Source organism: Streptomyces sp. NPDC054841, assembly GCF_053611045.1.
In genome coordinates, this window is record NZ_JBSGZO010000248.1 from 1 (window position 1) to 12,542 (window position 12,542).

Annotated in this window: 13 protein-coding genes and 1 pseudogene; 8 read left to right on the forward strand and 6 right to left on the reverse strand. The window is 71.6% G+C overall.

Annotated features, from left to right (window positions below; genetic code table 11):
* Positions 1 to 41 precede the first annotated feature (41 nt).
* Together ACWGI8_RS27510 and ACWGI8_RS27515 are read right to left on the reverse strand one after the other, a co-directional pair.
* Positions 42 to 923: a class I SAM-dependent methyltransferase gene (locus ACWGI8_RS27510; protein ID WP_453664871.1), complete on the reverse strand. Its 882-nt coding sequence runs from the start codon at positions 921 to 923 to the stop codon at positions 42 to 44.
* 26 nt (positions 924 to 949) lie between these two features.
* A complete protein-coding gene (locus ACWGI8_RS27515; protein ID WP_453664873.1) occupies positions 950 to 1,924 on the reverse strand; it encodes a cupin domain-containing protein in 975 nt (324 codons plus the stop codon).
* 94 nt (positions 1,925 to 2,018) lie between these two features.
* Between ACWGI8_RS27515 and ACWGI8_RS27520 the strand changes: the two genes are divergently transcribed.
* Positions 2,019 to 2,867: an NmrA family NAD(P)-binding protein gene (locus tag ACWGI8_RS27520; protein ID WP_453664874.1), complete on the forward strand. Its 849-nt coding sequence runs from the start codon at positions 2,019 to 2,021 to the stop codon at positions 2,865 to 2,867.
* A 549-nt stretch (positions 2,868 to 3,416) separates the two neighbouring features.
* Here the strand turns inward: ACWGI8_RS27520 and ACWGI8_RS27525 are convergent.
* Positions 3,417 to 4,385: pseudogene (locus ACWGI8_RS27525) on the reverse strand (helix-turn-helix transcriptional regulator); the annotation flags it as partial.
* A 39-nt stretch (positions 4,386 to 4,424) separates the two neighbouring features.
* Between ACWGI8_RS27525 and ACWGI8_RS27530 the strand changes: the two are divergent.
* Both ACWGI8_RS27530 and ACWGI8_RS27535 read left to right on the forward strand, forming a co-directional pair.
* The gene (locus ACWGI8_RS27530; protein ID WP_453664876.1) at positions 4,425 to 4,907 is read left to right on the forward strand and encodes a hypothetical protein; all 483 of its coding nucleotides are present in this window, start codon (positions 4,425 to 4,427) and stop codon (positions 4,905 to 4,907) included.
* Positions 4,904 to 5,389, forward strand: coding sequence for a hypothetical protein (locus tag ACWGI8_RS27535; protein WP_453664877.1), 486 nt, complete (start codon positions 4,904 to 4,906; stop codon positions 5,387 to 5,389). The genes ACWGI8_RS27530 and ACWGI8_RS27535 overlap by 4 nt, the downstream gene beginning before the upstream one ends.
* Here the strand turns inward: ACWGI8_RS27535 and ACWGI8_RS27540 are convergent.
* Positions 5,355 to 6,092, reverse strand: coding sequence for a class I SAM-dependent methyltransferase (locus ACWGI8_RS27540; protein WP_453664893.1), 738 nt, complete (start codon positions 6,090 to 6,092; stop codon positions 5,355 to 5,357). The two genes, ACWGI8_RS27535 and ACWGI8_RS27540, sit on opposite strands and share 35 nt — an antisense overlap.
* A gap of 62 nt (positions 6,093 to 6,154) precedes the next feature.
* On the reverse strand, positions 6,155 to 6,460 hold the full coding sequence (locus ACWGI8_RS27545) for a 4a-hydroxytetrahydrobiopterin dehydratase (RefSeq protein WP_453664879.1): 306 nt from the start codon (positions 6,458 to 6,460) through the stop codon (positions 6,155 to 6,157).
* Between the two features lie 48 nt (positions 6,461 to 6,508).
* Between ACWGI8_RS27545 and ACWGI8_RS27550 the strand changes: the two genes are divergently transcribed.
* Positions 6,509 to 7,318 (forward strand): helix-turn-helix domain-containing protein, encoded by an 810-nt coding sequence (locus tag ACWGI8_RS27550; RefSeq protein ID WP_453664881.1) that lies wholly within the window; start codon positions 6,509 to 6,511, stop codon positions 7,316 to 7,318.
* Here the strand turns inward: ACWGI8_RS27550 and ACWGI8_RS27555 are convergent.
* Entirely contained in the window at positions 7,308 to 7,727 is a 420-nt protein-coding gene (locus ACWGI8_RS27555; RefSeq protein ID WP_453664883.1) for a hypothetical protein, read from the reverse strand. The two genes, ACWGI8_RS27550 and ACWGI8_RS27555, sit on opposite strands and share 11 nt — an antisense overlap.
* 427 nt (positions 7,728 to 8,154) lie before the next feature.
* On the opposite strand from ACWGI8_RS27555, the gene ACWGI8_RS27560 reads away from it, so the two are divergent.
* From ACWGI8_RS27560 to ACWGI8_RS27575, 4 genes are all read left to right on the forward strand, one after another.
* Positions 8,155 to 8,826 carry an RNA polymerase sigma factor gene (locus ACWGI8_RS27560; RefSeq protein WP_453664885.1) on the forward strand — a complete coding sequence of 224 codons (672 nt, stop codon included), beginning with the start codon at positions 8,155 to 8,157 and terminating at the stop codon, positions 8,824 to 8,826.
* Positions 8,823 to 9,053 (forward strand): anti-sigma factor family protein, encoded by a 231-nt coding sequence (locus ACWGI8_RS27565; protein WP_453664887.1) that lies wholly within the window; start codon positions 8,823 to 8,825, stop codon positions 9,051 to 9,053. The genes ACWGI8_RS27560 and ACWGI8_RS27565 overlap by 4 nt, the downstream gene beginning before the upstream one ends.
* Positions 9,054 to 9,582: 529 nt before the next feature.
* Positions 9,583 to 11,217 carry an NAD(P)/FAD-dependent oxidoreductase gene (locus ACWGI8_RS27570; RefSeq protein WP_453664889.1) on the forward strand — a complete coding sequence of 545 codons (1,635 nt, stop codon included), beginning with the start codon at positions 9,583 to 9,585 and terminating at the stop codon, positions 11,215 to 11,217.
* On the forward strand, positions 11,210 to 12,542 hold a 1,333-nt coding region (locus ACWGI8_RS27575; RefSeq protein WP_453664891.1), incomplete at its 3' end, for a hypothetical protein. The genes ACWGI8_RS27570 and ACWGI8_RS27575, both read left to right, overlap by 8 nt.

The window sequence follows — 12,542 nt, forward strand, 5'->3', positions numbered from 1 at the left end:
GGTCAGCAGCACGCCCGGGCTCCGAGCCACCCGCACAGGCGCTAGCCGCGGCGGGCCGTGTGCACCGTACGGGCCGCCAGCAGGAAGCAGTCCGGGCGGCTCAGCAGCCCCTCCTTGTCGTCCGGGTCCAGCAGTCGGTCCAGTACGGCGGTGTCTTCGGCGTCCAGCAGCCCCTCCAGCGCCTGGCGCTGCCAGGTGAACGTGGAGACCAGGTGTTCGCGGACGGCGTCGGTGACCGGCGCCGGGATGTCCAGGAGGAAGGAGCGGGTGACGGTGGGGGTGAGACCGGCGGCGGCGAGCAGGGCTCGCCAGTCCTCGATCTCTGCCCTGCTGTCCGGCAGCCCGGTGCGCATCTCCTCGTACCAGGCGCTGAGGGCCGCGTCGATACGGGCTTCCAGTCCGGGGCGGCCGATGCCGATGTCGCGGGGCAGATGACGCGGCTGCAGTCCGCCCTCGACGAGGGCGAGCAGTCCGCCGGGGCGCAGCAGACGCGCGAAGCCGGTGAGGGCGGAGCGCTGATCACCAAGATGGTGCAGCGAGTTGCCCGCCCAGACGAGATCCGCCTCTCCCAGCTCCTCCATACCGCCGGGAAGTTCGGCACAGAGGGTACGGACGCGGTCGCCGAGGCCGGTGCGCTCGGCACGGGCCCGGGCCAGCTCGAGGAGCGCGGGCGTGGAGTCCACGGCGACGACCTCCGCGTACGGGAACATCTCGGCGAGCAGGCAGGTGATCACGCCCGGCCCGCTGCCGATGTCGAGTACGCGGCGTACCGCTGCGGCGGGGAGCTGCTCCCGGACCCAGGCCGCGGCCTCGGTGTACAGCGGGCGTTGCAGCTCGGCGCCGTGTTCGAGGAGCGGGGCGAATGCGTCCCAATCGATGTCGGTGGTGTCGGTGCCGTCGTGACGGTGCTGGTGTGGGCTCATGGCGTCAGGGTGCGCGCGCGGCGCCGTCAGGGCAAGATCTGTTGCTGTTCCGGCAAAGCGGCTGCGGTGCGGGCGCCGGTGCGGTGTTCCTGCGGGCTGATGCCGCGCACCCGTTTGAACGCGGCGCTCAGCGCGAACGAGCCGCTGTAGCCGACCTTCCGGGCCACGGCCTCGACGGTCGCGTCCGTCTGCCGGAGGAGATCGGCTGCGAGGGCGAGCCGCCAGCCCGTGAGGTACGCCATCGGCGGCTCCCCCACCAGTTCGGTGAAGCGACGTGCGAGGCCCGCCCGGGAGACCCCGCACTTCGCGGCGAGTGAGGCGACGGTCCAGGGGTGCGCCGGATCGTTCTGCATCAGCCGCAGCGCGGGCCCGACGACCGGGTCTCCCATCGCGCGGTACCAGGCGGGCGCCTCGGCACCGGGCCGGGAGAACCACGCCCGCAGCACCGCGATCAGCAGCAGGTCGAGCACCCGGTCGAGGACCACGCTCTGGCCCGGCTCGTCGCGGGTGATCTCCTCGTCGAGCACCGGCATCAGCGGGCAGTTCCACACGTCGGCGGGGAGGTGCAGCAGCCCGGGCAGGACGTCCAGCAGCCGCCGGCTGACCTCCCCGTCCATCTGGTACGCGCCGATGAGCATGGTGGTGGCGCCGTCGGGGGCATTCCCCCAGGTCCGTACGCCGAGGCCCATGGACTCGGCGAGCGGTTCACCCTGGAGCGTCGTGCAGGTGCCGCCGGGGCCGATCAGCGCGTACGGCGGCGTGGCCGGGGTGTCGGCGGCTTGATACGGCTCGGGTCCGCGGGCGATGGCGACATCGCCCGGGCGCAGCAGTACCGGGTCGCCGTCGTCTGGGACGATCCATGCCTCGCCGCGGGTGACGCACATCAGACAGAGCGGGGCGTGGTCCTCGACGCGTACGGACCAGGGCGGCTCCATCACCATGCGGAGCAGAAAGGCCCCTCTGGCCCGGGGCCCGTCGAGCAGTCCGGCAAGTGCGTCCATGGTGTCGAGCGTAGGCGGTCGGCGTAGACGCACGCGTATGGAATCGAGCCTCTGCCGCATGGAGAGTCCAGGCGACAGCCGCAAAGGTGGAGCCATGACGGAGAACCTGAAGCAGGACAAGCTGCAGATGACAGTGCTGGTGACGGCGGCGACCGGCAAGACCGGCCGCAGGGTGGCACAGCGGCTCACGGAGCGGGCAGTGACCGTGCGGGCCGGTTCGCGCAAGGGCGCGGTCCCCTTCGACTGGGAGGACGAGGCGACGTGGGGTCCCGCGCTGCGGGGCGCGGACGCCGCGTATGTGACGTACTACCCGGACCTGGCGGCTCCGGGCGCGGAGGGCGCGATGCGGAACTTCGGGCGGCTGGCGGCCGAGCACGGCCTGCGCCGGCTGGTGCTGCTCTCCGGCCGCGGCGAGCCGGAGGCGGTACACGCGGAGGACGCGCTGCGGGCGGCCGGGGTGCCGCTGACGGTGGTGCGGGCGGCGTTCTTCGCGCAGAACTTCAGCGAGGGCGCGCTGGTGCCCGGCGTCCTCGCCGGGGAGATCCCCTTCCCGGCGGGCACGACGGCAGAGCCTTTCCTCGACCTCGACGACCTCGCGGACGTGATGGTCGCGGCGCTCCTGGAGGACGGCCACGAGGGCGAGACCTACGAGCTGACGGGGCCTCGGCTGCTGACGTTCGACGACGTCGCCGAGGAACTCTCCGGTGCCACGGGGCGCCCGGTCCGCTACGTCCCGGTCTCCGGCCCGCAGTACGTGGGCATGCTGCAGGAGTTCGGCTTCCCGGCCGGGGACGCGCAGTGGCTCACGGACCTGTTCGTGATGCTCCTGGACGGCCACAACGCGCATGTGACGGACGGTGTCGAGCGCCTCCTGGGCCGGGCGCCGAGGGACTTCACGGCGTACGCGAAGGACGCGGCGGCGTCGGGAGCGTGGTCGGCCTGACGGGGCTCCGCCCCCGTTGCCCCCGCTCCTCGGTCTCCCCTTGTGCCCTGCGGGCGTGGTGAACCCCGGCGGGGCTCATGTCCAGCCCGTTGGGGGCACTTCCGGGCGATGCTCCGGGGGAGTTCGAGGACACGCCCGGAGGGCGTACGGGGTCGGGGGCTTGCCACTCCCGCGGCGGAGCCGAGCATCGACACAGCGCGAAGGGGCGGGGTGGGGACGGAGACCGCGGCAGGCGCCCTGGACGGTCAGTCGCGCGCCCGGGCGGGATCACTGGTCCGCGAGCTTGAGACCCCGCTCCGCGAGGGCCTCGCGGAGGCGGGCGAGGGCCTTGGGGCCCATGCCGTGGAGGGCGGCGAGCGCGGCGGGGTCGGCGCCGGCGAGGTCGTCCAGGCGGGTGTGGCCCGCCCGGACGAGGGCGCGGCGGTCAGGAGCGGCGAGGGTGACCGGGAGGTCCGTGGCGTCGTCGTGAGTCATCCCGGGATCGTCGCGAGCCGGGCCGGACCCGTCCACCGGGGCACCCGTCGAAGCGGCCTCACCGGACGAACAGGCCCCGCCGCCCTCGCCGGCGGCGCCGTACCTGGCCACGATGTCACGGGCCGTCCGGGCCAGCCGGTCGCGGAGTTCCTGCGGTGCCAGGACCTCCGCATCCGCGCCGAGTGCCAGGAACTCACCGTGCGCGTGGTCGAGGGACTCGATGGGCAGGACCGCCCGGGTCCAGCCGTCCGGCTCGGGCGTGCCGGTCGCGACGAGGGCCCGCGCCGCCGCCCCGCCGAGTCGGGCAGCGGCGCGCGGGGACAGCCGGACGACCGCCTCGTCGCGGTGCAGCCGGGCGTGGAACTCGTCCTGGTAGCGCTGCCAGTACCCGGCCAGGTCGAAACCCTCGGGCGGGGCGAACTCCTCGCCGGTCTCCGCGAGTCCGAGGATCTGGTCGACGCGGTACGTACGCGGCCCCGGCCCGGCGACCACGTACCAGCGCCCCGCCTTGAGCACGAGACCGTACGGTTCCAGCCGCCGGTCCACATCCGTCGGCTCCTTCCAGCGGCGGTAGCGGACGTCGAGCACCCTGCTGTGCCAGACCGCGTCCGCGACCTGCGGCAGGTACGGGACTTCGTCGTCCTCGGCGTACCAGCCGGGCGCGTCGAGGTGGAACCGTGCGCGCATCCGGTCCGCCTGGGCGCGCAGGCCATCGGGCAGGGCGGCCCGCAGCTTGAGCTGCGCGGCGGCCAGTTCGGCGCCGAGTCCCAGCTCGGCCGCCGGCCCGGGAATTCCGGAGAACGACAGCGCCTCCGCCTCACCGGCGCTCAGCCCGGTGAGCCGGGTGCGGTAGCCGGCGAGCAGCCGGTATCCGCCCGCGTGGCCGGCGTCCCCGTACAGCGGCACTCCTGCCAGGTGCAGCGACTCGACGTCGCGGTAGATGGTGCGCACGGACACCTCCAGCTCCTCGGAGAGCTGGGCCGCGGTCATCCGCCCCCTGGTCTGGAGCAGCAGCAGGATCGAGAGAAGTCGGCCGGCCTTCACTGACACAAGGTGTCAGTGAAGCGCCCTTACCGTCCAGCCATGGCTTTCGAAGAGAAACTGCTGCGGGTTCTGCCGCCCGTCGAGGCGGCCGGCCGCAGCGTCAAGCGCTACCACGTCACCGCCGACCCGGCCGGAATCGATCCCCGGGTCGAGAAGGCGGCGTACGAGATCCTCCCCGAACTGCTCCCCGCTCCGGACGGCACCCCGCCCGCGACCTTCGTCGTGCTGCACCGCGGCGCCGACGACGGCGCCTACCTCAACGCGTACAGCTGGGTCTGGGACAACGTGCTGCACTTCGGCGGCGCGGCAGCGGGCCAGCCCGTCCTCGGCTGCCCCGACCGCGATCCCGCTCATTTCGTCAAGGTGACCGGCCAACCGTGGATCGGCTGTGTCTGGGAGCTGCCGCCGATCCTCCACGAGCGGGACGCCTGGGTCCGCCACATGCTGGCGCCCGGCCGCCCGGACCTCGACGCCTATCTCACCGACTCACTGCCCGACGGAACCACCGGAGACCGCACATGAGCGACGACACGCACGGCTTCGACTTCCTCACCGGCCACTGGGACGTCCGAAACCGCCGCCTCCTCGACTTCCTCGACCCGGACAGCGGCTGGGAGGAGTTCGACGGCACCACCGTGGGCCGCACCCACTTCGGCGGTGCCGCGCACTTCGACGAGATCGTCTTCCCCGCCAAGGGCTTCTCCGGGCTGACGCTCAGGCTGTACGACCCCGAGCGCGAGGAGTGGTCGCTGAACTGGTCGAGCAGCAGGACCGGGCGGCTCGACCCGCCCGTGGTGGGGCGGTTCGGGCCGGACGGCACCGGCGTCTTCCACGGCCGGGACAGCTACGCGGGCAAGGACGTCGTGGTCCGCTTCGTGTGGTCGGGCATCACGGACACGACGGCCCGCTGGGAGCAGGCGTTCTCGGTGGACGACGGCGGGACGTGGCTGACGAACTGGGTCATGGACTTCACGAAGCCGGGCCGGGACGGCGCAGCGCCATGAGCCGGAAGCGGGGTTCGGGGCGCGGCTCGTCGGGGTCGGGCAGGGCGGACAGCTCTGCGGCGAGTTTCTCGGCGAGCGGACCACGGGCCGAGAGCCGGGAGGCGTACTCGCCGCGCAGCAGCGCCTGGGCGGTGCGGCGCGGCGACCGGCCCTGCCCATGGCCGGTGAAGCGGGTCTCGCCTGCCGGGCCGAGACCGTGCGCCGCGCCGAACGCCTCGATGCGGTCGGCGCGGTCGTACGCCTCGGGAGTCCGGTAGGGGGCGAGGACGGCGTCGATGTCGCTGCTCACGTCGTGCCCGGCGTCCTTGTCGACAGTGGTGACGAACACCCCGCCGGGGCGCAGCACACGCGCCGCCTCGGCCACGACGGCCCTGGCGTCCCGGACCAGGTGGAGCAGCCACACCGCGCTGACCGCGTCCACCGAGGCGTCGGGCAGCGGCAGGCTACGGACATCGGCGAGGACGACACCCGCGACCCGGCCGGCGGCCATTCTGGCCATGCCGGGCGAGGAGTCCGCGCCCAGTACCCGCAGCCCCGGCCGGGCCAGCCGCTCGGTCACCAGCCCGGTACCACAGCCGATGTCGAGGAGCGCGCGGGCGGCGTCCGGGACGAGAGACAGTACGGCCGCGGCGGCGGCCGCGGCCCGGGGCACGCCGCCGCGGGTGGCGTCGTAGACGGCGGCCTCCACGTCGTAGTCGAGCAGCGCGTCACGGCCGGCACCCACGGCCCCCGCCATCTCGCGGGTCTCGTCGTCGTGCAGCACGGTCAGCTCACACCATGGTTCGGGGCGGCGGCTTCCACGCGGCGCGCGAGTTCGAAATCGCGTTCGGTGATCGCGCCGCCCGCGTCGTGCGTGTTCACGGTGAGGTTGACCGTGTTGTAGCCCAGCGTGAGATCCGAGTGGTGGTTCAGCTCGTCCTGGATCTGCGCGACATGGACGACCAGCGCGGTTGCGGCGAAATGCGTGCCGAGCCGGTACGTACGGGCGATCCGGTCGCCCTCCTGGGACCAGCCGGGCAGTTCGCGCAGTCTGTCCTCGATCTCCTTCTGCGACAGCGGCTCTGTGGCCATGAGCGAGGCTCCCTCCGGGTTGTCTCCGTGCGACGTTACGGTTTCCGTATGACAACTGTCGCGCCCGACACGGGAGTAGGGCCACTGCTGCGTGGATGGCGGGAGCGGCGCAGGCTGAGTCAGCTGGAGCTGGCTCTGCGTGCCGACTCCTCCGCCCGCCACATCAGCTTCATCGAGACGGGCCGGTCCCGGCCGAGCGAGGAGATGATCCTGCGGCTCGCGGAGCATCTGGACGTGCCGGTCCGCGACCGGAACGCGCTGCTGCTGGCGGCCGGTTACGCACCGCGCTACGCGCAGACGCCGCTGGACGACCCGTCGCTGGAGTCCTTGCGTGCGGGCATGGAGCGGCTGCTCCACGGGTACGAGCCGTACCCGGCGCTCGTGGTCGACGGGACGTACACGGTGGTGGCGGCCAATCGGGGGATCGCGATGCTCCTGGAGGGCGTTGCGGAGCATCTGCTCACTCCCCCGCTGAACGCGATGCGGATCACGCTGCACCCGGAGGGCTTCGCACCACGGATCCGGAATCTGCGGGAGTGGCGCGGGCATCTGCTGGCCCAGATGGAGCGCCAGATCGCCCTGGCCCGCTCCGAGACGCTGCGTGAGCTGTACGAGGAGGTGGCCGCGTATCCCGTCCCGGAGACGGGCGGCGGCCCCGACGACCGGGAGGACCCGGTTCCCTACCCCTATTTCGCGCTTCCGCTGCAGATCGAACACGAAGGCCAGGTGCTGTCCTTCGTGTCGTCGATCTCCACCTTCAACACCCCGATGGATGTCACCGTCGCCGAGCTGGCCATCGAGACATTCCTCCCGGCCGACCCCGCGACGGTGAAGTACCTGCAGTCCCTCACGCCGTAGCCGCGGCACGCAGCGCGGACCACTGCAGTGCGGCGAACCCGGCGACGGTCATGGCCTGCATCGGGATCCACATGGTCCCCGCGGTGCTGGGCTCCAGCCACAGCAGGAGCGCGACGACGCTCAGCGCCGCCCAGGCCGCGTTGGCGTCGACGACGAACTTGACGGGGACGACGGGCGGCTGCGGCCGCGAGGCGAGGAGGCCGACGCCCGCCGCGAACAGCGTGAGGAAGACACCCAGTTCCAGCAGCAGGGTCGCGTCGACCCCGAGCAGCCGCCCGAGCGGTCCGGAGGCCGTGAGATACGCCAGTCCGTTGGCGCCGGTGACGACGGCGTCGAGAGCGAGGAAGCGGCGCAGCATCGTCTGCGGTTCGCTGGTGCGGGAGATGCCTGCGAGCAGGGCCTGGGACATGACGGATCAGCCTCCATCGAGGTCGTACGGGCTGGTCGTGGACCCGGGACCCGGCCGGAGTGCGCCGCCCGGGTCCTGGTGACCACCACGATGCCCGGGGGCGGCGGAGGGGTCGATTACCGCTGAGGTAATGGCGGCGCCGGAGTCTCTGCGCAGGTCACGGTGGCCATGCACAGAGACTCCGGCAAGGGAGGGCTCGCGATCTGGGTGAGCTGCCCGGCCAGGGCCTGCCCACCGGAGAGCGCGATCATCTGTGTGATGCTTTCCGCGTCTTGCGGCGAGGCTGACAGACCCACCGCAGCCGGCCTTCACGGCTGTGAATTTCCTTGCCGGGAAATGAACAAAGGCACCAGCAGACGATCTCACTCACCGAGGTGGCCTAAGCTGACCCTCCCGGTTGAGGGCCGACAAGGGGGGGGAGAGACGAATGGCGGGGGCACGCGAACTGCCGCCGGACGAGGTCCTGGTCCAGCGGCTGCGTGACGGTGACGAGGAGACGTTCGCCCTGGTGCTGGACACCTGGTCAGGTGGCATGCTCCGGCTCGCCATGTCGTTCGTGTCGACCAAGGCCTCCGCAGAGGAGGCCGTCCAGGACACCTGGCTGGCGGTCATCAAGGGGATCAGCGACTTCGAAGGCCGTTCGTCCCTGAAGACGTGGGTGTACCGGATCCTGGTCAACACCGCCAAGGCGCGCGGCACGAAAGAGAGCAGGACCGTTCCCTTCGCCAGCCTCCTGCCGGAGGAGGAAGGGCCGACGGTGGACGCCTCGCGGTTCCGCGGTTCCGGCGAGCCATACGCCGGGCACTGGGCCGTCGGGCAGGAACCGCGTGCCTGGCACGTTCCTGAGGACTACGTGCTGCGCGGTGAAGTCCGCGACGTGATCGCGGAGGCGCTCGACGAGCTCCCGCCCCGCCTCCGAACGGTGATCACACTTCGCGATGTCGCAGGCTACGGCTCCGAGGAAGTGTGTTCCCTGCTGGAGATCTCGCCCGGAAACCAACGTGTACTCCTCCATCGGGCGAGAGCCTTCCTGCGCCGTAAGCTGGAGGACTACCTGACAAGTGCCCATGACATCGCCGGCGAGAGGGGACGACCGTGAACTGCGTTGACTTCGTGGAGCTGGTGACCGACTTCCTCGAGGGCACCTTGCCCGAAGAAGACGAGCGGCGCTTCATCGAGCACCTGGCGGAATGCCCCGGGTGCGAGAGCTACCTCGATCAGTTCCGTCAGACGATCGCCACGACGGGCGAACTGACCCCGGACAGCATCTCGACAGACGCCAGGCAGCAGCTGCTCACCGCATTCAGGGACTGGCAGCCGAAGTGATCCCCCTGCGCCGAACCCAGTAGGGAATGTCAGGCGGCCGAGGGGGCGCTCGGCCGGGAACTGATGTCCGTTCCCGAGCTGATCGGGATCCGTCAGTCGGCTCCACTCGCAGAAACTCCAGGGGCTCAACTCGCCACGCTCGCCGAGCTCCCCTGCCGGTCTACCACCCGGCCTTCACCACACAGGTCATCCGACCCGTTCCTCCCATGGCTGATCGTCGTGCATCGCTCGCTGCGGGCGGTGTGGATTGCGACAAGCCGGCCGTCTCCGGGCTGACAGCCGGTCAGCAGGCCCCGGTCAGCAGGCCCCGGTCAACGGGCCCTGTCAGCGGGCCCCGGTCGGCGTGATCCACGCCGTCCACGGACGGTCCTCATGCTCTCAGCCGCGTCTCCTGCCCCAGGGACTTGTAACGCTCGTGAGGCGCGCCCGCTCTGAACATCCGAAGCGGGCGCCTGCGCCCCCCCCTCCCGTATGGCCTTCGCCCACGTCTCCCCTCCGGGCGCAGGCCATACGACTATCGGAGACATCCATGACTCTGCTCAGAAGACTCTTGTTCGGCATCATCGCCGGACTGCCCGGTGGCGCGATCGTGGCGGTCGTGACGAACCCGCCGTGGATCCCATGGGCTGCGCACACGGTGGTGCTGGGAGCCGTGCTCGGCCTCGTGTTCGGTGACCACAGGCAGAGCAGCGGCTCGGCCTTCTCCGTCGGTCTCCTCATCGGCCTGCTCGACTGGGTGACCTGGACACTCACCCTCGCTCCCGCGCTCGAGGGCAGGACGCCGTCATGGACGATCGCGGTGGCCGTCTCGCGCTTCCCCGACCTCGTCGGCGCCGCCCTGTTCGGCGCGATCGCCGGGCTCGCCCACCACGCCCTCTCGGCCTGGCGCCCGCCCCGGCCGGCGCCCCAACGGGCCAAACCCCATGTCGTGGTCGTCGGTGGTGGTTTCGGCGGGGTGGGGGCCGCGCGCGAACTGGACCGGCGGGTCGCCCGCGGGCTCGATGCCCATGTGACGCTGATAAGCGACTCGAACTTCCTGCTGTTCACCCCGCTGCTGGTCGGCGTCGCCTCGAGCACGGTGGAGGCCAGGCACGTGAGCGCCCCGGTGCGAGCCGGGCTCAACCATGCCTCCTTCCTGCACGGGCGGGTGGTCTCGATCGACACGCAGACGTGCAACGCGTACGTCTCCGCAGGCAAGGAGGGGATGCTCCGCGTGCCGTACGACGAGCTGGTCCTGGCGGTCGGCGCGGTGCCGCACTTCTTCGACCTGCCGGGTGTGGGCGAGTACGCCTTCCCGATGAAGTCGATCGAGGACGCCACCAGGCTGCGCAACCAGGTGCTGAGCGCGCTGGAGCGGGCCGACCTCGAGCCGGACCCGGCCGAGCAGGCCAGGCTGCTGACGTTCGTGGTGGCAGGCGGCGGATTCGCCGGGACGGAACTGGTGGCCGAACTGTTCGACCTGGTGCATGACGTGCTCCACTTCTATCCGCGTCTGCACGGGCTGCGCCCCCGATTCGTGATCGTGCACGCGGGTGAGCGGCTGCTGCCGGAGCTGTCGCCGAAGCTCGGCCTCTACGCGCAGCGCAAGCTCGACAAGCGCGGCATCGAACTCCGCCTCGGCGCACGCGTGAGCAAGGCCACCGCCGAGGACATCACGCTCAACTCCGGCGAGACCATCGCCACCCGCACCCTGGCCTGGACGGCGGGCAACCGGCCGAACCCGCTGGTGCAACAGGTCATGACGGGGCCTCTCGTCGCGGATGCCACCATGCAGGTCCCGGGCATGCCCGGCCTGTGGGCGCTGGGCGACTGCGCGAGGATCCCCGACCCGGCGGGCGGGGTCTACCCACCGACCGCCCAGCACGCGATCCGCGAAGGCAAGGCAGTGGCGAAGAACATCGCCGCAGTCCTCGGCGGACGCCGTCCCGTCCCGTTCCGCTTCGGCGGGCTCGGCGTGCTGGTCTCGCTCGGGCACCGCACGGCTGCCGGCGAGATCGGCGGCCGGCGGGTCTCCGGTTTCCTCGCCTGGGTCCTGTGGCGCTCGGTCTACCTGAGCAAGCTGCCCAGTGCGGAGAAACGGCTTCGTGTACTCGCCGACTGGACCCTCGACCTGGTCTTCCCCAGGGACATCGCCCTCTCGACCAAGGATGATCGTCATGCGTAACGCCGGATTCGGAGCCCTCGCCGGTCTCGCAGGAGGGCTGGTCTTCGGCGAGGTGATGGTGCTGATCGGGTACCTGCCCACCGTCGCGGCCATCGTCAGAACCGACTCCCCTGTCGTGGGCTTCGCAGTCCACTTGCTGATCGCGGCGATCATCGGGAGCTTCTTCGGCGCGCTCGTGGCGCGCCAGCGCGAGCTGCTGTTCTGGGGACTCGCGTACGGCGTGCTGTGGTGGTTCCTCGGGCCGTTGACGCTGCTGCCGGTCCTGCTGGGCAGGCCGGTGGCATGGAACGTGGCGACGGCGCAGGCGCTGATCCCCAGCCTGCTCGGACACCTGGCCTACGGAGCTGTCACAGCCGCCGTCCTCGCCCTGCTGTCGCACAGGGAGCGGCACTTCAGGCTCGGTCTCCTGGTGCGCGCCTCTGCCGCCGGGCTGCTCATCGCCCCGGTGCTCGGGCTCGGCTGGAAGGGACTGATCGTCGGGGCGCTGGTCGGCGCCTCCTACGCGGTGGTCTTCGGCGACCGCGGCGAGGGCACCGGCCCCGCCCTGATCCGCGGCGCCGCCTTCGGCTTCGCGTGGTGGGTGCTCGCGGCGGTGACGATCTCGCCGCTACTGGCCGGCCGCGGGCTCGAGTGGGCGCCGGGCGCGGTGCGCACCGCCGTGGCGTCGCTGCCCGGCCATCTGCTGCTCGGTGCCGGTACGGCCCTGCTCATCTCCTGGCTCGGCGGCCTCTCGCGGGCGGTGTTCTCCGACGACGTACGGCACGCCCTGGAGTCACGCCTCGCCGGTGGGCGGGTGATCTCGATCTGGCACGGCGTCGTCGCCGGGCTGGCCGGCGGCGTGATCTTCACCGGCGTCATGGTCGCCGTGGGATTCCTGCCGGTCGTCGCCTCCCTGGTCGGCTCGGAGTCCGCGGTCGTGGGCCTCGTCATCCACCTGCTGATCTCCCAGGTCGTCGGCGTCACCTACGCGGTCTTCTTCCGCCGTCGCAGCTTCGACCCGGCCTCGGGGATCGGCTGGGGTGTGTCCTACGGCTTCCTCTGGTGGATCCTGGGCAATCTGACGCTGCTTCCCCTGCTGCTCGGCGCCGCACCCCAGTGGAGCGCCGCCGCGCTGGCCGTGTCCTTCCCCTCCCTCATCGGCCACCTCGCCTACGGCGCCGTGCTCGGCCTGGTCTACCAGCGGCTGGAGGAGCGGGTCGGCCCGTGGCACCTGACCCGCAGTGAGGCGACCGCGGTCCGGGCGGCGGCGCGTCACGAGCAGACGCTGGGCGCGGCCCCGGCGCTGTGGAGCCTGATCACGTGCGTGGCCCTGCTCATCCCCATCC